The organism is Pantoea sp. Cy-639, from assembly GCF_011752525.1.
GTDB lineage: Bacteria > Pseudomonadota > Gammaproteobacteria > Pseudomonadales > Pseudomonadaceae > Aquipseudomonas.
Window position 1 is genome coordinate 351887 of sequence record NZ_VWXI01000002.1, and the last position, 20509, is coordinate 372395.

The following is a 20509-nucleotide window of genomic DNA, read 5'->3' on the forward strand; positions in this document are numbered from 1 at the left end:
AGCTGAAAACGACTTTGATTTACTGATCCCTACAGCAATCACTTACGCATCGAGTAAGCAATTGCTTACACGCAATGATACGAGGGTGGATAAGTACATCTCTTGCGCCCACACGGCGCGCCCCCGATGGATAGGTTCAGCCGCAAACGAAAACGCCCCGACAAGGTCGGGGCGTTCGTCTGCCAGTGCCTGGGGCTACTGGAACAACGACTCGCTGGATAGGCCATTCTTTTCCAGGATCTCGCGCAGGCGCTTGAGCCCTTCGACCTGAATCTGCCGTACCCGCTCACGGGTCAGGCCAATCTCCAGGCCGACGTCTTCCAGGGTACTGCTTTCGTGGCCGCGCAGGCCAAAACGGCGCACCACCACCTCACGCTGCTTGTCGGTCAGCTCACCCAGCCACTGATCGATGCTTTGCGACAGATCATCGTCCTGCAGAAGCTCGCAAGGGTCGGTCGGACGATCATCGGTCAGGGTGTCCAGCAAGGTCTTGTCGGAGTCCGGCCCCAACGACACATCCACCGAAGACACCCGCTCGTTCAGTCCGAGCATGCGCTTGACCTCGGACACGGGTTTCTCGAGCAGGCTGGCAATCTCCTCCGGCGACGGTTCGTGGTCGAGCTTCTGGGTCAGCTCGCGCGCGGCACGCAGGTAGACGTTGAGCTCCTTCACCACGTGAATGGGCAGGCGAATCGTGCGGGTCTGGTTCATGATCGCCCGCTCGATGGTCTGGCGGATCCACCAGGTGGCGTAGGTCGAGAAGCGGAAACCGCGCTCAGGATCGAACTTCTCCACCGCGCGGATCAGGCCAAGGTTGCCTTCCTCGATCAGATCGAGCAAAGAGAGGCCACGATTGACATAGCGGCGGGCGATCTTGACGACCAGGCGCAGGTTGCTTTCGATCATGCGCTTGCGCCCGGCAGGGTCGCCTTTTTGCGACAGGCGCGCGAAATGCACTTCCTCCTCCGGCGAAAGCAGAGGCGAGAAGCCGATTTCATTGAGATACAGCTGGGTGGCATCGAGCGCCCGGCTGTAATCGATGTACTTGTGTTGTTTGAGCGAGGCACTCTGTTTCGACTTTGTCCGAACCGAAGGTACAGCAGGTTCGTCTGACACCACATCCGTTTCCAAAACGATCCCTGTCTCCATCAAGAGCAGATCATCGTCGATGTCAAACTCCGGCACTTCTTTACTGAGAGCCATTGTTATAGTCCTTTGCTGAGTTCGAACTCAGACTCGAGCGTCACCTTTCCATGGTAGCGCTGGAGCCTGTCCCCTCTACATCCAAGGAACAGGCCGGGCCACTGATCAACGGCGTGGCAGGAACTGGAGAGGATCTACGGGTTTGCCCTGACGGCGAATCTCGAAATGCAGCTTCACCCGATCAGTGCCCGTGGACCCCATTTCTGCGATCGTCTGCCCTGCCTTGACCTGCTGCCCCTCCCGAACCAAAAGCCTGCGGTTGTGACCGTAGGCGCTGACGTAGGTATCGCTGTGTTTGATGATGATGAGCTCGCCATAGCCCCTCAGGCCACTACCGGCGTAGACCACCGTGCCACCAGATGCAGCAAAAACAGGCTGTCCCAAATCACCGGCGATATCAATGCCTTTATTCAAACTACCGTTTGAAGCGAATTTTCCAATCAGCACGCCGTTCGCCGGCCACGTCCATCCCCCCACCGCACGCTCTGCGGCGGGCACTTGGGCAACCGTTTGCGACGTGCTGGAAGAGACAGGCGTGGCAGGTTTGCCACTGTTCGCCGGGGACTGCGTGGTGGTGCCCACTGGCCGACGAATGACCGTGGTCCTGCTCGATGACGACGGGCCTGAGACTACCGTGGTGCTACCTCTGCTGGCGCTGTTGAAGCGGATCGGCTGGCCAGGACGGATGGTATAGGGCGCGGGGATATTGTTGCGCGCCGCCAGTTCCTTGTAGTCCCAGCCATAGCGAAAGGCAATCGAGAACAGGGTGTCACCGGGCTTGACGATGTACTGCCCGGAAGTGACGGTCGCGCGCTTGGGCGCCGCGTTGTTGCGGTCGACCACCCGGGCACCGTTCGAGCCAGTGCTGGAGCAGCCGGCCAGCAGGGTACCCATGGCCAGCGCGAGCACCAGAAGCTTCAATCCCGATCGATCCTTGCGCTGCCGAACGACTGTGTGACCCACCCGCGCTCCCCTCATGGTGCCAAAAGCTGACGATATGAAATGCAATATTGTTTCAATTATAACCGAGCCGCCACGCTTGGGGGGACTCAGGGTGTGGCCTGGCAGCGCCAGGCACCACGCCAGATAGACAGGGGCGGGCCGGAGGAATTCGCCGCGGCCGCAAAAAATCCGGCGCGGACTCAGGCCAGCGGGCCGTTGAGCAACGGCACGAACCGCACCGCCCCCAGCACCCGACGGCTGAACCCCTGATCTTCACGCACGATCAGCATCAGTTGCTGGACCTCTCCGGCCGGGCCGACCGGGATCACCATGCGCCCACCCGGCGCCAGCTGATCGAGCAATGCCTGGGGAACCTCCGGCGCCACGGCAGTGACGATGATGCCGTTGTAGGGCGCCAGCGCTGGCCAGCCTTCACAGCCATCGCCCCAGCGGAATACCACGTTGCGCAGGTTGAGCTCGACCAGGCGCTCCTTGGCCCGGTCTTGCAGGACCTTGATCCGCTCGACCGAAAACACCCGTTCGACCAGCTGGGCGAGGATGGCGGTCTGGTAGCCGGAACCGGTACCGATCTCCAGCACCTTGTCCAGAGGACCTGCCTCCAGCAGCAGCTCGCTCATGTGCGCCACCATGAATGGCTGGGAGATGGTCTGGTTGTGGCCGATCGGCAGTGCGGTGTCCTCGTAGGCGCGGTGCGCCAGGGCCTCGTCGACGAACAGGTGGCGCGGGGTGCGCCGGATCGTCTCGAGCACCTTGGTGTTCGACACGCCCTCTTCGTACAGGCGCTGGATCAGCCGCTCCCGCGTGCGCTGGGAGGTCATGCCGATCCCGCGGCGCATCAGATCGTCCTGCTCACGCATCAGAGCACGCCCTCCAGCCAGCCTTCGAATCGTTCGAAAGCATCGTTGAAGGTGCGATCCAGTTGCAGCGGGGTGATCGAGACATAGCCCTGCATCACCGCGTGGAAGTCGGTGCCAGGACCGCCGTCCTCGGCATCACCGGCCACGGCGATCCAGTAGCCCTCCTTGCCCCGCGGATTGACCACCTTGGTCGGTGCCGCCGCGCGCGCCCGATGCCCCAGGCGAGTGAGCTGGATGCCACGGATATGCTCCAGCGGCAAGTTGGGGATGTTGATGTTCAGCACCGTACGCGGCGGCAACTCCAGGCGCGACTGTGCCTCGACCAGACGCCGGGCGATATGGGCCGCGGCTGGCAGGTTGTCGGGCTGGCGAGACAACAGCGAGAACGCCAGCGAGGTACCACCGAGGAAGCGTCCCTCCAGGGCCGCCGCGACCGTGCCGGAGTACAGCACGTCGTCGCCCAGGTTGGCCCCCAGGTTGATGCCGGAGACCACCATGTCGGGCGTCTGCGGCAACAGACCATTGAGCCCCAGGTGCACGCAGTCGGTCGGCGTGCCGTTGAGACTGATGAAACCATTGGCCAGGGTCTGCGGATGCAGCGGCCGGTCGAGCGTCAGCGAACTGCTGGCGCCGCTCTTGTCTTGATCCGGGGCAATCACCGCGCACTCGGCGTAGTCCGCCAGCGCTGCATGCAGCGCGGCGATGCCAGGTGCGGTGACACCGTCGTCATTCGAAATCAGAATACGCATGGGCTGTCCGTCTGCCCTGCCGGCACCAGATCGACGAGTTCGCGCACCACCACGGTGGCGAAGCATCCGGCCGGAAGGACGAATTCCAGTTGCAGGATATCAGGCTCGGGATAATGCCACGTAAGCCGCCCAATAGGGAGCCGCAGGATACGCCGTTCGTGACTCATGCCCGCACCTGCCAGCCATTGGCACAATGCCGGGTGGCGCGCCGCGATAGCCGCCTCGACACACTGGGTGGCGCCGCCGGTGGGCGTTTCGCCCTCGCCCCACATCGGACCGGTCGGGTGCAGGTCGAGGATAGCCAGGCGCGGATCAGAACATTCCTGTTCACCTGCAGGAAAGAAGCTACGGCTGTCCGTGAACGCCAGCAGGTCGCCGACCTGCGCGTGCTGCCAGCTGCCGTCGGCGACACGTGCGGCCAGGACCTGGTTGAACAGGTAGCTGCGCCCGGCAGAGAGCAGCCGCGAGCGAACATTGCGCTGCTCCGGCAGCGCCTGGCGCGCCGCCCAGTCCTGGGCGTCATGCACGTTGCCGCCGGCGTGGCCAAAGCGTTGAGTGCCGAAGTAGTTCGGCACCCCTTGTGCCTGCAACTGCTCGAGGCGGGCATCCAGAGCCTGGCGATCGGCCTGCAGGGCCGTCAGGCGCAGGGTGAAGCCGTTGGCCGAGTGGGCGCCACGTTGCAGCTTGCGCTGGTGGCGCACCTGCTTGAGCACCCGCAGCGTATCGTCCTCGGCGCGGGACAGGTCGGGGTCGGCCTTGCCCGGCAGGTGCAGACTGAACCATTGGCGAGTCAGGGCCTGGCGGTCCTTGAGGCCGGCATAGCTGATGGCGCGCACCGGCACCCCGGCGGCGCGGGACAGGCGACGAGCGGCCTCCTCAGTGTTGAGGTCGCGCTTCTCGACCCACAGCCACAGATGCTCGCCCTGGCCGGACAGCGGGATATCGAGCACTTCATCAACCTGGAAGTCCTCGGCCACCGCCTTGAGTACGGCAGTCCCCAGCGCATCGCCCGTAGCCCTCGGGCCCAGCAGTTCCAGTTCGGTCATACTGGCAGCAACAGGGCCACCGCGTGAACGGCGATACCCTCCTCACGGCCGGTGAAGCCCAGTTTCTCTTCGGTAGTGGCCTTGACGTTGACCTGGTCGAGTTCGACCTGCAGATCGGCAGCGATCTGCTGGCGCATGGTGTCGATATGCGGGGCCATCTTCGGCGCCTGGGCGACGATGGTGGCGTCGACGTTGCCGACCTTCCAGCCCTTGTTGCGGACGACCCCGACCACATGGCGCAGCAGCACGCGGCTATCGGCCCCCTTGAACTGCGGGTCGGTGTCGGGGAAATGCTTGCCGATGTCGCCCAGCGCCGCAGCGCCAAGCAGGGCATCGCTCAGGGCGTGCAGCAACACATCGCCGTCGGAATGGGCCAGCAGGCCGTACTTGTGGGGGATACGCACCCCGCCCAAGGTAATGAAATCACCGTCGCAGAAGCGGTGGACATCGTAGCCGTGGCCAATACGCATAGAAAAACGCCCTGATTATGTCAGGGCGTGATTCTACCTGCTTTGCCGGGGCTTGGGCGGATGTGTTTGGGGCTGTACCGGCCTCGCCCGGCGCGGCCTTGGGCTACAACCTGCCCAGTGCCACCGCGTGATGGCGCAGGTGCTCGTCGATGAAGCTGGCGATGAAGTAGTAGCTATGGTCATACCCCGGCTGCAGACGCAAGGTCAGTCCATGCCCGCCCTTGCGTGCGGCCTGCTCCAGCGCCTGTGGCTTGAGCTGCTTGTCGAGGAAGTCGTCGCGATCGCCCTGGTCCACCAGCAGCGGCGGGCACTCCCCCGCCTGCGCCAGCAGCACGCTGGCATCCCACTCCCGCCAACGTGCACGATCTTCGCCGAGGTAGCGGGAAAATGCCTTCTCCCCCCACGGGCAATCCATCGGGTTGCTGATCGGCGAAAATGCCGACACCGAGCGGTATCGCCCCGGGTTGCGCAGGGCACAGACCAGCGCCCCATGCCCACCCATGGAGTGGCCACTGATACTGCGCAGCTCCGATGCCGGAAAGTGCGCCTCGATCAACGCGGGCAGTTCGTGCACCACATAGTCGTGCATCCGGTAGTGCTGCGCCCAGGGTTGCTGGGTGGCATTGAGGTAGAAGCCAGCGCCCAGGCCGAAGTCCCAGGCGCCGTCCGGATCCCCCGGCACCTGCTCGCCACGCGGGCTGGTGTCGGGCGCGACGATGATCAACCCTAGCTCCGCGGCCAGACGCTGGGCCCCGGCCTTCTGCATGAAGTTCTCGTCGGTGCAGGTCAGGCCGCTGAGCCAGTACAGCACCGGCAGTTGCTCGCCCTGCTCGGCTTGGGGCGGCAGGTAGACGGCGAACACCATGTCGCACCCCAGCACCTTGGAACTGTGCCGGTAGCGCTTGTGCCAACCGCCGAAGCTCTTCTGGCAGGAGATGTTTTCCAACGTCATGGCCAGTCCTCAGAAGTGGATGACGCTGCGAATGCTCTTGCCTTCGTGCATCAGGTCAAAGGCCTTGTTGATGTCTTCCAGGCCCATGGTATGGGTGATGAACGTGTCCAGCGGGATTTCGCCCTTCTCGGACATCTCGACATAACTTGGCAATTCGCTGCGACCGCGCACGCCACCGAACGCCGAGCCACGCCAGACGCGGCCGGTGACCAGCTGGAACGGACGGGTGGCGATTTCCTGGCCGGCCCCGGCCACGCCGATGATCACCGATTCGCCCCAGCCCTTGTGGCAGCATTCCAGCGCCGCACGCATCAACTGAACATTGCCCACGCACTCGAAGGAGAAGTCCACGCCACCGTCGGTGAGGTCGACGATGACTTCCTGGATCGGCCGGTCGTAGTCCTTCGGGTTGACGCAGTCGGTGGCGCCCAACTGGCGGGCGATCTCGAACTTGCCCGGGTTGATGTCCACGGCAATGATGCGCGAGGCCTTGGCCTTGACCGCGCCAATGATCGCCGACAGGCCGATGCCGCCCAGGCCGAAGATGGCCACGGTGTCACCAGGCTTGACCTTGGCAGTATTGAGCACCGCGCCGATGCCGGTGGTCACGCCGCAGCCGAGCAGGCAGACTTTTTCCAGCGGCGCCTCTTTCTGGATCTTGGCCACTGAAATTTCCGGCAACACGGTGTACTCGGAGAAGGTCGAGGTGCCCATGTAATGGAACAGTTGCTGGCCCTTGTAGCTGAAGCGAGTGGTGCCGTCGGGCATCAGGCCCTTGCCCTGGGTGGCACGGATCGCCTGGCACAGGTTGGTCTTGCCCGACAGGCAGAACTTGCACTTGCCGCACTCGGGGGTATACAGCGGAATCACGTGGTCGCCCACCGCCACCGAGGTGACGCCCTCGCCCACAGCCTCGACGATCGCCCCGCCCTCGTGGCCGAGAATCGACGGGAAGATACCTTCCGGGTCGGCGCCGGACAGGGTATAGGCGTCGGTATGGCAGACGCCCGAGGCCACCACGCGCAGCAAGACTTCGCCTGCCTTCGGCATGGCTACGTCGACTTCGACGATTTCCAGGGGTTTCTTCGCCTCGAAGGCGACAGCAGCGCGGGACTTGATCATCAATGGTCTCCAGACAGAGTGTCGATTACAGTCCCGCAGTGTAATTCACCATCTTTTGATGAATAATCGGGCTTACCACAAAACATTATTGCCACGCAGGGATAATCCATGAGCAGTCGCTGGGAGGGCATCGACGAGTTCGTCGCCGTGGCCGAGTCAGGCCAGTTCACCGCTGCGGCGGAGCGTCTCGGCGTGTCCTCGTCACATATCAGCCGGCAGATTGCCCGCCTCGAAGAACGCCTGCAGACACGCCTGCTCTACCGCAGCACGCGTCGGGTGACCCTGAGCGAGGCCGGCCAGACCTTCCTGCAGCATTGCCAACGCCTGCAGGATGGACGCGAGGAAGCCCTGCGGGCCATGGGCGACCTGGCCAGCGAACCGAAGGGGCTGTTGCGCATGACCTGCGCGGTGGCCTACGGCGAACGCTTCATCGTGCCGCTGGTGACACGGTTCATGGCGCTGTATCCGCAGTTGCGGGTCGAAGTGGAATTGAGCAACCGCACCCTCGACCTGCTGCACGAAGGCATGGACCTGGCCATCCGCCTGGGCCGCCTGCAGGACTCCCGGCTGGTGGCCACGCGCCTGGCACCGCGACGCATGTACCTGTGCGCCTCGCCGGCGTACCTGGAACGCTACGGGCGGCCGCACAGCCTGTCGGAGTTGGCTCGGCACAATTGCCTGATCGGCAGCTCCGACCTGTGGGTATTGCAGCAGGATGGCCGCGAGATCAGTCAGCGGGTACAGGGCAACTGGCGCTGCAACAGTGGCCAGGCGGTACTGGATGCGGCCTTGCAAGGGATGGGGTTGTGCCAGCTTCCGGACTATTACGTCCTGGAGCACTTGCACAACGGCGCGCTGGTCTCGTTGCTGGAGGGGCATCAGCCGCCGAACACGGCGGTGTGGGCGCTGTATCCGCAACAACGACACCTGTCGCCGAAAGTCAGGCGCCTGGTGGATTACCTGAAGGAAGGGTTGGCGCAATTACCAGAATATCGGGGCGCCTGATCGAAAGCGGGTCCGTTGTGCGGCCCCACAATCTCAGCGTCTGGCTGTCCAGCGCTGGCGCAGCCACTCCAGGTCTTCCGGTCGGGTCACCTTGATGTTGTCGCTACGCCCTTCGACCAGGCGGGGCGCATGCCCGGCCCATTCGATGGCCGAGGACTCGTCGGTCACGGCGACATCGGAGACCAGGCACTCGGCCAGCGCCCGGTGCAAGGTGCCCAGTCGGAACATCTGCGGTGTATAGGCCTGCCAGACGGTGCTGCGATCCACCGTAGCGGCGACCCGACCATCCGGCCCCGCACGCTTGAGGGTGTCGCGCGCCGGAACAGCTAGCAACCCTCCTACAGGATCATCAGCTAGCTCTGACAGCAATTTGTCCAAATCACTACGCGCCAAGTTCGGGCGGGCGGCATCGTGCACGAGCACCCAATCGTTATCCGAAGCCCCCTGGGCGTGCAGCAGCAACAGGGCGTTGAGCACCGAGTCTGCACGCTCGCGCCCACCCGGTGCACGCTGGATGCGCGGATCGCCGGCGCAGCGTAGGCCGGGCCAGTACGGGTCTTCATCGGCAATACTGACCACCACGCCCTTGAGCGCGGGATGGTCGAGAAAACAGTCGAGGCTATGCTCGAGAATGGTCTGCCCACCCAGTTGCAGATATTGCTTGGGCCGGTCGGCAGCCATGCGGGCACCTACGCCCGCGGCGGGAATCACGGCCCAGAAGGCCGGCAGTAGTTCGATCATTTCTGTGGCAACTGGTAGAGGGTTTCGCCCTCCTTGACCATCCCCAGTTCGTGGCGAGCCCGTTCTTCCACGGTCTCCATACCTTTCTTCAACTCCAGCACCTCGGCGTCGAGCACGCGATTGCGCTCCAGCAAGCGCTCGTTCTCAGCGTGCTGGTCGGCGATCTGCTGCTTGAGTTCGGTCACTTGCGCCAGGCTGCCAGTACCGACCCAGAGCCGATATTGCAGGCCGCCGAGCAACAGGAGCAGGACGAGGAACAACCAATAGGGACTGCGCATGAAGATATCCAGGGTAAAAAAGGCCGCCGCAGCGAGCTTCCGATAGCACGAAGCCTGGCCGAGGCCAGGCTTCGATGACAGAAACCCTTGTAGGACGTCTGAAATTTCAGTGTGAAAGTTCAGACAGCCTCGGCTGCTGCCTTTTTACCATCTCTTGCTCAGCCGCGAAACTCGGCACGACCGCGGTAAACGGCCTTGGCACCCAGTTGCTCCTCGATGCGCAGCAGCTGGTTGTACTTGCTGACGCGGTCGGAACGGCACAGCGAACCGGTCTTGATTTGGCCAGCAGCGGTACCAACCGCCAGGTCGGCGATGGTCGAGTCCTCGGTTTCACCGGAACGGTGCGAGATGACCGCGGTGTAGCCAGCGGCCTTGGCCATCTGGATGGCTTCCAGGGTTTCGGTCAGCGAGCCGATCTGGTTGAACTTGATCAGGATCGAGTTGCCGATACCCTTCTCGATGCCTTCCTTGAGGATCTTGGTGTTGGTCACGAACAGGTCGTCACCGACCAGTTGCACCTTCTCGCCAATCTTGTCGGTCAGGATTTTCCAGCCCGCCCAGTCGGACTCGTCCAGGCCGTCTTCGATCGAGATGATCGGGAAGCGCTCGGTCAGGCCTTTCAGGTACTCGGCAAAACCTTCGGCGTCGAACGACTTGCCTTCACCGGAGAGGTTGTACTTGCCCTCCTCATAGAACTCGGAAGCTGCGCAGTCCAGGGCCAGGGTCACGTCGGTACCCAGCTTGTAGCCGGCTTTCTCGACGGCTTCGGCGATGGCGCCCAGGGCGTCTTCGTTGGAAGCCAGGTTCGGAGCGAAGCCGCCTTCGTCACCGACGGCAGTGTTCAGGCCACGGGCCTTGAGCACGGCTTTGAGGTGGTGGAAGATCTCGGTGCCCATGCGCAGACCGTCGGAGAAGGTCTTGGCGCCTACCGGCTGAACCATGAACTCCTGGATGTCGACGTTGTTGTCGGCGTGCTCGCCGCCGTTGATGATGTTCATCATCGGAACCGGCATGGAGTACTGACCCGGGGTGCCATTGAGGTTGGCGATGTGTGCGTACAGCGGCAGGTCCTGGTCCTGGGCTGCAGCCTTGGCAGCCGCCAGCGACACGGCCAGGATGGCGTTGGCGCCCAGCTTGGCCTTGTTCTCGGTACCGTCGAGGTCGATCATCGCGCGGTCCAGAGCTTTCTGGTCAGCCGGATCCTTGCCCAGCAGCAGTTCGCGGATCGGACCGTTGATGTTGGCAACGGCCTTCAGCACGCCCTTGCCCAGGTAACGGCTCTTGTCGCCATCACGCAGCTCCAGCGCTTCGCGCGAGCCAGTGGAAGCACCCGACGGCGCGCAAGCGCTGCCGATGATGCCGTTGTCGAGCAATACATCGGCTTCCACGGTGGGGTTGCCACGCGAATCGAGAACTTCACGACCTTTGATGTCGACGATCTTTGCCATTGTTGTAAGCACTCCAGAATTGACGAAAACAACGCAGCTTTGGGAATTCTTGCCGTTCACCAGGCGACATGGCACGGGCAGGCCTGGGGAAGGGAGCCCCTGACCGATGGGTCAGGGGGTGGAACGGGCGGTACTTTACCCGAGAAATGAGCTTTACGCGGTTTCTACCGTCGGAAAACTTTTCACCAGGTCGTCCAGCTGCTTGAGCTGGCTGAGGAACGGTTCCAGCTTGTCCAGGCGCAAGGCGCACGGGCCGTCGCACTTGGCGTTGTCCGGATCCGGGTGGGCCTCGAGGAACAGACCGGCCAGGCCCTGGCTCATGCCGGCCTTGGCCAGGTCGGTGACCTGGGCGCGGCGACCACCGGCGGAGTCGGCACGACCACCCGGCGTCTGCAGCGAGTGGGTCACGTCGAAGAACACCGGGTACTCGAACTGCTTCATGATGCCGAAGCCGAGCATGTCCACCACCAGGTTGTTGTAGCCGAAGCTCGAACCACGCTCGCAGAGGATCAGTTGGTCGTTGCCCGCCTCGACGCACTTGGCGAGGATGTGCTTCATCTCGTGGGGCGCCAGGAACTGCGCCTTCTTGATGTTGATCACCGCGCCGGTCTTCGCCATCGCCACGACCAGGTCGGTCTGGCGCGACAGGAAGGCCGGCAACTGGATGATGTCGCACACCTTGGCTACCGGCTCGCACTGGTAGGGCTCGTGCACGTCGGTGATCACCGGCACGTTGAAGGTCCGCTTGATCTCTTCGAAGATCTTCAGCCCTTCTTCCATGCCCGGGCCACGGTACGAGTTGACCGACGAACGGTTGGCCTTGTCGAAGCTGGCCTTGAACACGTACGGGATGCCGAGTTTCTCGGTCACCCGCACGTACTCCTCGCAGACCTTCAGGGCCAGGTCACGGGACTCCAGGACGTTCATGCCGCCGAACAGGACGAACGGCTTGTCGTTGGCGATCTCGATGTTACCGACGCGAATGATCTTCTGAGTCATGGATCAGGCCTTGTTCTTCTGTGCCAGGGCCGCCTTGACGAAACCGCTGAACAGCGGGTGACCGTCACGCGGGGTGGAGGTGAACTCCGGGTGGAACTGGCAGGCGACGAACCATGGGTGGTCCTTGGACTCGACCACTTCGACCAGCGCGCCGTCTTCGGAACGGCCGGAAACCACCAGGCCGGCGTCGACCAGTTGCGGCAGCAGCACATTGTTGACTTCGTAACGGTGGCGGTGACGCTCGGTGATCACATCCTTGCCGTAGCAGTCATGGACCTTGGAGCCGGCCGCCAGTTGGCAGTCCTGTGCACCCAGGCGCATGGTGCCACCCAGATCGGAGGCTTCGGTACGGGTCTCGACCGCGCCGGTGGCGTCAGCCCACTCGGTGATCAGGCCAACGACCGGGTGGCCGCTGTTGCGGTCGAACTCGGTGGAGTTGGCGTCTTTCCAACCCATGACGTTGCGCGCGAACTCGATCACGGCCACCTGCATGCCCAGGCAGATGCCCAGGTACGGCACCTTGTTCTCACGGGCGTACTGCACCGCGGTGATCTTGCCTTCGACGCCACGCAGGCCGAAACCGCCCGGGACGAGGATGGCATCGGCGCCTTCGAGCAGGCTGGTGCCCTGGTTCTCGATGTCTTCGGAGTCGATATAGCGCAGGTTGACCTTGGTGCGGTTGGTGATGCCGGCGTGGCTCATCGCTTCGATCAGCGACTTGTACGCGTCCAGCAGCTCCATGTACTTGCCGACCATGGCGATGGTGACTTCCTGCTCAGGGTTGAGCTTGGCGTCGACCACCTTGTCCCACTCGGACAGGTCGGCACTGTTGCACTGCAGGCCGAAGCGCTCGACGACGAAGTCGTCCAGGCCCTGGGCGTGCAGTACGCCTGGAATCTTGTAGATGGTGTCGACGTCTTCCAGCGAGATCACCGCACGCTCTTCGACGTTGGTGAACAGCGCGATCTTGCGGCGCGACGAGGCATCGACTGGGTGGTCGGAGCGGCAGATCAGCACGTCCGGCTGCAGGCCGATGGAGCGCAGCTCCTTGACCGAGTGCTGGGTCGGCTTGGTCTTGGTCTCGCCAGCGGTGGCGATGTACGGGACCAGGGTCAGGTGCATCAGCATGGCGCGCTTGGAGCCCACTTCGACACGCAGCTGGCGGATCGCCTCGAGGAACGGCTGCGACTCGATGTCACCCACGGTGCCGCCGATCTCGACCAGGGCCACGTCGGCGTCGCCGGCACCCTTGATGATGCGGCGCTTGATTTCGTCGGTGATGTGCGGGATGACCTGGATGGTCGCGCCCAGGTAGTCGCCACGGCGCTCTTTACGCAGCACGTGCTCGTAGATGCGGCCGGTGGTGAAGTTGTTGTTCTGGGTCATCGTGGTGCGGATGAACCGCTCGTAGTGGCCCAGGTCGAGGTCGGTCTCGGCGCCGTCGTGGGTGACGAACACTTCACCGTGCTGGAACGGGCTCATGGTGCCCGGATCGACGTTGATGTACGGGTCCAGCTTGAGCATGGTGACCTTCAGGCCCCGCGCTTCCAGGATGGCCGCCAGGGAAGCCGAGGCAATGCCTTTCCCCAATGAAGAAACAACACCGCCCGTGACGAATATGTAGCGCGTCATGAAAAACCCTAGAAGTCTGCGTTAAGGCGGCCAGCGCCGCCGGAGAAAGCGAAGGAAGGCCGAAGCCCCCGATCACCTGCGTCAATTACAGTGCATCTCGAACAACTGCCGCGTCTGTACAGACCAGGGGTGTCCCCGGTTTGGAGCTCGCTCGTCATTTTAAGAATCAGCCCAGCAAAAAACTGCTTGGTAATCGGCAACTCCTGTGTTTTCGAGGAACCCACAGAAGCTGTATCAAGAAGGGAGGGTAGTCTACCCGAATGTACCCTTCAGCTCAAACCTTGCGCGCTGGTCGGCGGTTGCCAGCGCAACTGCCAGCCTGCCTGGCCAAGGGCCGGCAGGTTGGCCACCGCCAGCAACCGCTCGCCCTGGAACAGCAGCGGCAGGCGCGGACGCACGAAGCACGGAATCATCTGCTCGTTGAGCAGGCGCTTGAGATCGCGTCGGCCGCGACCGGGCACCTCGAGCACTTCGCCGCCCTGGCGGTAGGCGATACGCAGCTCGATGTCGCCGGGCTGGCCTTCAAGCCATATCCGACCGTTGCCAGGCAGCGTCACCGGCACGCGGTGGTCCGGCCAGTCGATGGCGCAGGCATCCGGGCTGCCCTGCCATGGCCCGCTCAACCACCAGATACGACCATGACTGCGCTGCAACTCACCGTCGGTCAGGCGCCAGACTGGCCGTGCATCGACAGCCGCGTCGCGCAAGTCCTCCCAACCGGCCCAGTGGCGGCTGTCCGGCAACCGGGTACGCTGGCCGAGCCAGTATTGCAGTGCATTGCGCTGACGCGCCGGCGACAGCGCAGCCAGTACCTCCAGGTCGAGAGAGTCCAGGCCGAGCCAGGGCAGCGGCGCATTGCCGCAGGCCTTCGCCAGATCGCCCCTCGCCAGCTCGTCCAGCAAGCCCAGCGCCTCGCCAAGATGCTCGGCGCTGCGGGCAAGATTGCCTGCAGCCTGCGGCCAGCGCTGGCACAGCAGAGGGAAAACCTCGCCTCGCAAGAAGTTGCGGGCAAAAGCGGTATCGCGATTGGATGGATCTTCGACCCACCTCAGCGCGTGGACTTCGGCATAGGCCTGCAACTGCTGGCGCGACGTCTTCAACAGTGGACGCACCAGGCTGCCCTGCCCCAACGGCCGCGCCTCGGGCATGGCGGACAGGCCACGCAGGCCGGCACCACGCAACAGGCGGAACAGCAAGGTCTCGGCCTGGTCATCGCGGTGCTGGCCGGTGAACAGTACCGCGCCGGGACCCAGCAGCTTGGCGAAGGCAGCATAACGGGCATCCCGGGCAGCCTGTTCGAGGCTGGCGCCAGGCGCGACCTGAACGGGAATCACGTCGAGTTCGACCCCAAGGGCATCGCAGATCGACTGGCAATGGCCAGGCCAGGCATCGGCCACGGTTTGCAGACCATGATGCACGTGCACGGCGCGCAGGGGCGGCGAGGGATGGCCATGGGCGTAGCCGGCGAGTTGGTGCAGGAGGACGGTGGAGTCGAGGCCGCCAGAGAAGGCGACGTACCAGGCGGGGGCATTGAGCCAGGGAGCGAGTTGCGTGGCGAGGTCTGGCATTGGCGTCCCTCTCCTGGATCGCATCGCGGGACAAGCCCGCTCCCTCGCGCGCAATCCTTGCGTGGGAGCGGGCTTGTCCCGCGATTATCACTGCGACCTGTTAGAGGCCGTAGCTCATCAGGCGATCGTAACGGCGCTTGAGCAGCGCGTCGTGGTCGAACTTGCCGAGCATGTCCAGCTGTTCGATCAGGTCGGCGCGGATGCTCTCGGACATTTTCACCGGGTCACGGTGAGCGCCGCCCAGCGGCTCCTGGATGACCTTGTCGACGATGTTCAGGCTCTTCAGGCGCTCGGCGGTGATGCCCATGGCCTCGGCGGCGTCGGCAGCCTTCTCGGCGGTCTTCCACAGGATCGAGGCGCAGCCTTCCGGCGAGATTACCGAGTAGGTCGAGTACTGCAGCATGTTCAGTTGGTCGCACACGCCGATGGCCAGTGCGCCGCCGGAACCGCCCTCACCGATCACGGTGGCGATGATCGGGGTCTTCAGGCGTGCCATGACACGCAGGTTCCAGGCGATGGCCTCGCTCTGGTTGCGCTCTTCGGCGTCGATGCCCGGGTAGGCGCCCGGAGTATCGATGAAGGTCAGGATCGGCATCTTGAAGCGCTCGGCCATTTCCATCAGGCGGCAGGCCTTGCGGTAGCCTTCCGGACGCGGCATGCCGAAGTTGCGGCGCACCTTCTCGCGCACCTCACGGCCCTTCTGGTGACCGATGACCATGACCGGCTTGTCGTTCAGGCGCGCGGTGCCACCGACGATGGCAGCGTCGTCGGCGAAGTGACGGTCGCCGTGCAGCTCTTCGAACTCGGTGAAGATGTGCTCGAGGTAGTCGAGGGTGTACGGACGGCGCGGATGACGGGCCAGGCGTGCGATCTGCCAGCTGGTCAGGTTGCCGAAGATGCTCTCGGTGAGGGTGCTGCTCTTGTCCTGCAGACGGGCAATCTCATCGCTGATGTTCAGCGAGTTGTCGTTGCCCACCAGGCGCAGCTCTTCGATCTTGGCTTGCAGGTCGGCAATCGGCTGTTCGAAATCGAGGAAATTCGGGTTCATAGGCTTCCGTCTTGGGTCTACGGCCAGGCGGCCGGCCGGTGGATCCGTTTGGCGCCCTACCTTAAGGGATCAGGCGCATTCAGGTCGAGATTAAAATTCGTCGCTTCAACGATATTGCAGGAAGACGTTCTCACGCCCGAACTGGTCACGCAGCGTCTGTATCAGACCGTCGGCCGGGTCGATGCACCACTGGTCGCCGAACTGCAGCATGGCCTTGGCGTCGCTGCCGGTGTACTCGAGGGTGATCGGACATCCCCCGCGGTGGCGGGTGATCAGGTCGCCCAGCCAGCTCAGGCGATCGCCCTTGAGCGCGTCATGGGCGACTTTCAGGCGCAGGCTCTCGGCCAGCTTGGTGCGCGCATCCTCGAGGGTCATCACGGTCTTGACCCGCAGGCGCAACCCGCCGGAGAAGTCATCGTTGCTGACCTCGCCCTCCACCACCACCATGGCGTCGGTCTGCAACAGGGCCTGAGCAGCCATGAAGGCGTCGGCGAACAGCGAGGCCTCGATACGTCCGGAACGGTCGTCGAGGGTGACGAAGCCCATCTTGTCACCCTTCTTGTTCTTCATGACCCGCAGGGCAATGATCATCCCGGCGATGGTCTGGGTATCGCGCGCGGGCTTCAGGTCGACGATGCGCTGGCGGGCGAAACGACGGATCTCGGCCTCGTACTCGTCGATCGGGTGGCCGGTGAGGTACAGGCCCAAGGTGTCCTTTTCCCCTTTCAGACGCTCCTTGAGCGTCAGTTCGCGCACCTTGCGGTGGTTGGCGTAGACGTCCACATCGGCGGCATCGAACATGCCGCCGAACAGATCGACGTGGCCACTGTCGGCAGTGTGGGCAGCCTGCTCGGCGGCCTTCACGGCCTCGCCCAGCGCCGACAGCAAGGTCGCGCGGTTGAGGTCGATGTTGGCCTGGTAGGCCTTGATCTCGTCATGGAAGTGCGGGCCCAGGCGGTCCAGCGCACCGCTGCGGATCAGCGCATCGAGGGTACGCTTGTTGACCCGTTTGAGGTCGATACGCTCGCAGAAGTCGAACAGGTCCTTGAACGGGCCACCTTGGGCACGCGCCTCGACGATCGCCTCCACCGGCCCCTCGCCCACGCCCTTGATCGCTCCCAGGCCATAGACGATGCGGCCATCGTCATTGACGGTGAACTTGAAGTCGGAGAAGTTCACATCAGGCGCGTCGAGGCGCAGCTTCATGCTGCGCACTTCCTCGACCAGCACCACCACCTTGTCGGTGTTGTGCATATCCGCCGACAGTACCGCCGCCATGAACGGCGCCGGGTGGTGGGTCTTCAGCCAGGCGGTCTGGTAGGACACCAGGCCGTAGGCGGCGGAGTGGGACTTGTTGAAGCCGTAACCGGCGAACTTCTCTACCAGGTCGAAGATGTTACCGGCCAGGTCCGCGTCGATATTATTGGCCACGCAACCTTCGATGAAGCCACCGCGCTGCTTGGCCATCTCCTCGGGCTTCTTCTTGCCCATGGCCCGGCGCAGCATGTCGGCGCCACCGAGGGTGTAGCCTGCCATCACCTGGGCGATCTGCATCACCTGTTCCTGGTACAGGATGATGCCGTAGGTAGGCGCGAGTACCGGCTTGAGGCCTTCGTACTGGTAGTCGGAATGCGGGTACGCAAGCTCGGCGCGACCGTGCTTGCGGTTGATGAAGTCGTCGACCATGCCCGATTGCAGCGGGCCGGGACGGAACAGCGCCACCAGTGCGATGAGGTCTTCCAGGCAGTCAGGCTTGAGCTTCTTGATCAGCTCCTTCATGCCGCGGGATTCGAGCTGGAACACCGCCGTGGTCTCGGCCTTCTGCAACAGCTCGTAGGTCTTGCGGTCGTCCAGCGGGATGAAGTCGATATTGACGTCGGGCAGGTCCTTCTTGGCCTGCTCGCGGTTGATGATTTCCATCGCCCACTTGATGATCGTCAGCGTCCGCAGGCCGAGGAAGTCGAACTTCACCAGGCCCGCGGCCTCGACGTCGTCCTTGTCGAACTGGGTCACCAGACCGCCACCCTCTTCGTCACAGGCGATCGGCGAGAAGTCGGTGAGCTTGGTCGGGGCGATCACCACGCCACCGGCGTGCTTGCCGGTACCACGGGTGACGCCCTCGAGCTTGAGGGCCATGTCCCAGATCTCGCGGGCGTCCTCGTCACCCTTGAGGAAATCGCGCAGGATCTCTTCCTGCTCGTAGGCCTTCTCCAGGGTCATGCCCACTTCGAACGGGATCATCTTCGACAGGCGGTCGGCCAGGCCGTAGGACTTGCCCTGCACCCGCGCCACGTCACGCACCACCGCCTTGGCGGCCATGGTACCGAAGGTGATGATCTGGCTCACCGCGTTGCGCCCGTAGGCCTCGGCCACGTAGTCGATCACCCGGTCACGGCCGTCCATGCAGAAGTCGACGTCGAAGTCGGGCATGGAAATACGTTCGGGGTTGAGGAAACGTTCGAACAGCAGGTCGTAGGCCAGCGGATCGAGGTCGGTGATCTTAAGTACGTAGGCCACCAGCGAGCCGGCACCCGATCCCCGCCCCGGACCAACCGGCACGTCGTTGTTCTTGGCCCACTTGATGAAGTCCATGACGATCAGGAAGTAACCGGGGAAGCCCATCTGGATGATGATGTCCAGCTCGAACTTCAGGCGGTCCAGGTAGACCTGGCGCTTCTCTTCGTAATTCGGCGTGGTCTCCTTCGGCCAGAGCACCGCCAGGCGCTCCTCCAGGCCTTCGTGGGAGACGTGGCGCAGGTAGTCGTCGATGCCCATGCCGTTGGGCGTGGGGAAGTCGGGAAGGAAGTACTTGCCCAACTGCACGGTGATGTTGCAGCGCTTGGCGATCTCCACGGTGTTGGCGATGGCATCCGGCAGGTCGCTGAACAGCTCGGCCATTTCCTCGGCCGACTTGAGGTACTGCTGGTCGCTGTAGCCGCGCGGACGGCGCGGATCGTCGAGGGTCCAGCCCTCGCCGATGCATACGCGAGTCTCGTGGGCGTCGAAGTCCGACTGCTTGACGAACCGCACGTCGTTGGTCGCCACCAGCGGTGCGCCGAGCTTGTCGGCCAGGGCCACGGCGGCGTGCAGGTACTCTTCGTCACCGGCGCGGTTGGTGCGCTGCACCTCGACATAGAAACGCTCGGGGAACATGCCCATCCAGTCGCCGAGCAAGGCCTCGGCCTCGGCCTGGCGACCGGCCATCAGGGCCATGCCGATATCCCCCTCCCTGGCCGCGGACAGGGCAATCAGCCCTTCGCTGGCCGGGGCGATCCAGTCGCGCTGGATGACCACCAGGCCGTTGCGCTGACCGTCGGTCCAGCCTCGCGAGATCAGCTCGGTGAGGTTGCGGTAGCCCTTGGGGTTCATGGCCAGGAAGCAGATCCGCGACAGCGGCGCGTCCGGCTCGTCACCGGCCAGCCACAGGTCGGCGCCGCAGATCGGCTTGATGCCGGCGCCCATGGCGGTCTTGTAGAACTTCACCAGCGAGCACATGTTGCTCTGGTCGGTGATCGCCACCGCCGGCATGTTCATCCCGGCCAGGGCCTTGGCCAGCGGCTTGATCCGCACCAGGCCATCGACCAGGGAGAATTCGGAGTGCACGCGAAGGTGAACGAAGGAGACCGACATGGAGGATCCTGTAGCAGAGCTGAACGACAAGGGCGGGATTGTAGCGTATTGAACTTCACTTGCCTCACCTGGAGGCCAGCGGTTGGTTGCAGAATGCATCGCGGGGCAAGCCTGCTCCTACGCGCATCCATCTGCGCGAGGGAGCGGGCTTGCCCCGCGAATGGGCACGCCAGGATCAGATCAGCGAGCTGGAGATCCCTGCACGGGCCTCCCACGCAGCCCGTACCGGCGCGAACGAACGCCGATGAATGGGCGTCGGCCCGAGACGGGCCAGGGCCTCGAGGTGCACCGGGGTCGGATACCCCTTGTGCCCACCGATACCGTACCCCGGATAGATCCGCTCGAACTCGCTCATCTCGCGGTCACGGGTAACCTTGGCCAGGATCGAGGCCGCCGCAATGGCCGGCACCTGGGAGTCACCCTTGACCACCGGTGCCGCTGGCACCGCCAGCTTCGGGCAGCGGTTGCCGTCGATCAGCGCCAGTTTGGGCGTGACATGCAAGCCTTCCACCGCGCGCTGCATGGCCAGCATGGTGGCCTGCAGGATGTTCAGGCGGTCGATTTCCTCGACCTCGGCGCGGGCAATGCAAAAACTCAGCGCTTTTTCGCAGATCTCGTCGAACAGTGCCTCGCGCTTGGCCTCGGTGAGTTTCTTCGAATCGTTCAAACCAAGAATCGGCCTGCGCGGATCGAGGATCACCGCGGCGGTGACCACGGCGCCGCACAACGGGCCACGACCGACTTCGTCGACACCGGCGACCAGTTCCTCGACCAGGTTGAAATCCAGTCCCATCTGCA

General features: G+C 63.7%; 18 protein-coding genes. 1 reads left to right on the forward strand and 17 read right to left on the reverse strand.

The features are described 5' to 3' along the window. Positions 1–195 precede the first annotated feature (195 nt). The 8 genes from rpoS to F3J43_RS03935 all read right to left on the reverse strand — a co-directional run bounded on the left by rpoS (position 196) and on the right by F3J43_RS03935 (position 7362). Positions 196–1203, reverse strand: coding sequence for an RNA polymerase sigma factor RpoS (gene rpoS, locus F3J43_RS03900; RefSeq protein ID WP_166883505.1), 1008 nt, complete (start codon positions 1201–1203; stop codon positions 196–198). 105 nt (positions 1204–1308) lie between these two features. Then, entirely contained in the window at positions 1309–2124 is an 816-nt protein-coding gene (locus tag F3J43_RS03905; RefSeq protein WP_205297609.1) for a peptidoglycan DD-metalloendopeptidase family protein, read from the reverse strand. Between the two features lie 221 nt (positions 2125–2345). Next, a complete protein-coding gene (locus F3J43_RS03910; protein WP_205297633.1) occupies positions 2346–3026 on the reverse strand; it encodes a protein-L-isoaspartate(D-aspartate) O-methyltransferase in 681 nt (226 codons plus the stop codon). Continuing rightward, entirely contained in the window at positions 3023–3772 is a 750-nt protein-coding gene (surE, locus tag F3J43_RS03915; protein ID WP_166883508.1) for a 5'/3'-nucleotidase SurE, read from the reverse strand. The genes F3J43_RS03910 and surE overlap by 4 nt, the downstream gene beginning before the upstream one ends. Then, positions 3760–4818: a tRNA pseudouridine(13) synthase TruD gene (gene truD / locus F3J43_RS03920; protein WP_166883509.1), complete on the reverse strand. Its 1059-nt coding sequence runs from the start codon at positions 4816–4818 to the stop codon at positions 3760–3762. The genes surE and truD overlap by 13 nt, the downstream gene beginning before the upstream one ends. Next, a complete protein-coding gene (gene ispF / locus F3J43_RS03925) occupies positions 4815–5288 on the reverse strand; it encodes a 2-C-methyl-D-erythritol 2,4-cyclodiphosphate synthase (RefSeq protein ID WP_166883510.1) in 474 nt (157 codons plus the stop codon). The genes truD and ispF overlap by 4 nt, the downstream gene beginning before the upstream one ends. Positions 5289–5391: 103 nt before the next feature. Further along, complete coding sequence (gene fghA, locus F3J43_RS03930) at positions 5392–6234, reverse strand: S-formylglutathione hydrolase (protein ID WP_502706596.1); 843 nt, start codon at positions 6232–6234, stop codon at positions 5392–5394. A 15-nt stretch (positions 6235–6249) separates the two neighbouring features. Next, positions 6250–7362: an S-(hydroxymethyl)glutathione dehydrogenase/class III alcohol dehydrogenase gene (locus tag F3J43_RS03935; RefSeq protein WP_166883512.1), complete on the reverse strand. Its 1113-nt coding sequence runs from the start codon at positions 7360–7362 to the stop codon at positions 6250–6252. A gap of 108 nt (positions 7363–7470) precedes the next feature. On the opposite strand from F3J43_RS03935, the gene F3J43_RS03940 reads away from it, so the two are divergent. Next, on the forward strand, positions 7471–8367 hold the full coding sequence (locus F3J43_RS03940; protein ID WP_166883513.1) for a LysR substrate-binding domain-containing protein: 897 nt from the start codon (positions 7471–7473) through the stop codon (positions 8365–8367). Positions 8368–8400: 33 nt separating this feature from the next. Here the strand turns inward: F3J43_RS03940 and ispD are convergent, their stop codons facing one another. The 9 genes from ispD to rnhB form a co-directional block, all read right to left on the reverse strand. Next, positions 8401–9108 (reverse strand): 2-C-methyl-D-erythritol 4-phosphate cytidylyltransferase, encoded by a 708-nt coding sequence (ispD, locus tag F3J43_RS03945; RefSeq protein ID WP_166883514.1) that lies wholly within the window; start codon positions 9106–9108, stop codon positions 8401–8403. Further along, the gene (ftsB, locus tag F3J43_RS03950; RefSeq protein WP_166883515.1) at positions 9105–9386 is read right to left on the reverse strand and encodes a cell division protein FtsB; all 282 of its coding nucleotides are present in this window, start codon (positions 9384–9386) and stop codon (positions 9105–9107) included. Before ftsB ends, ispD begins: the two co-directional genes overlap by 4 nt. A 158-nt stretch (positions 9387–9544) precedes the next feature. Beyond that, positions 9545–10834 (reverse strand): phosphopyruvate hydratase, encoded by a 1290-nt coding sequence (gene eno / locus F3J43_RS03955; RefSeq protein ID WP_166883516.1) that lies wholly within the window; start codon positions 10832–10834, stop codon positions 9545–9547. Positions 10835–10987: 153 nt separating this feature from the next. Beyond that, a complete protein-coding gene (gene kdsA, locus F3J43_RS03960; RefSeq protein WP_166883517.1) occupies positions 10988–11833 on the reverse strand; it encodes a 3-deoxy-8-phosphooctulonate synthase in 846 nt (281 codons plus the stop codon). Positions 11834–11836: 3 nt separating this feature from the next. Then, the gene (gene pyrG / locus F3J43_RS03965; RefSeq protein ID WP_028690661.1) at positions 11837–13465 is read right to left on the reverse strand and encodes a CTP synthase; all 1629 of its coding nucleotides are present in this window, start codon (positions 13463–13465) and stop codon (positions 11837–11839) included. 269 nt (positions 13466–13734) lie between these two features. After that, entirely contained in the window at positions 13735–15033 is a 1299-nt protein-coding gene (gene tilS / locus F3J43_RS03970; protein ID WP_166883518.1) for a tRNA lysidine(34) synthetase TilS, read from the reverse strand. Between the two features lie 100 nt (positions 15034–15133). Next, positions 15134–16081 (reverse strand): acetyl-CoA carboxylase carboxyltransferase subunit alpha, encoded by a 948-nt coding sequence (locus F3J43_RS03975; protein WP_166883519.1) that lies wholly within the window; start codon positions 16079–16081, stop codon positions 15134–15136. A 105-nt stretch (positions 16082–16186) separates the two neighbouring features. After that, positions 16187–19711: a DNA polymerase III subunit alpha gene (gene dnaE, locus F3J43_RS03980; RefSeq protein WP_166883520.1), complete on the reverse strand. Its 3525-nt coding sequence runs from the start codon at positions 19709–19711 to the stop codon at positions 16187–16189. Between the two features lie 175 nt (positions 19712–19886). Then, positions 19887–20504, reverse strand: a complete 618-nt coding sequence (rnhB, locus tag F3J43_RS03985; protein ID WP_205297634.1) for a ribonuclease HII — start codon at positions 20502–20504, stop codon at positions 19887–19889. Positions 20505–20509: the final 5 nt, after the last annotated feature.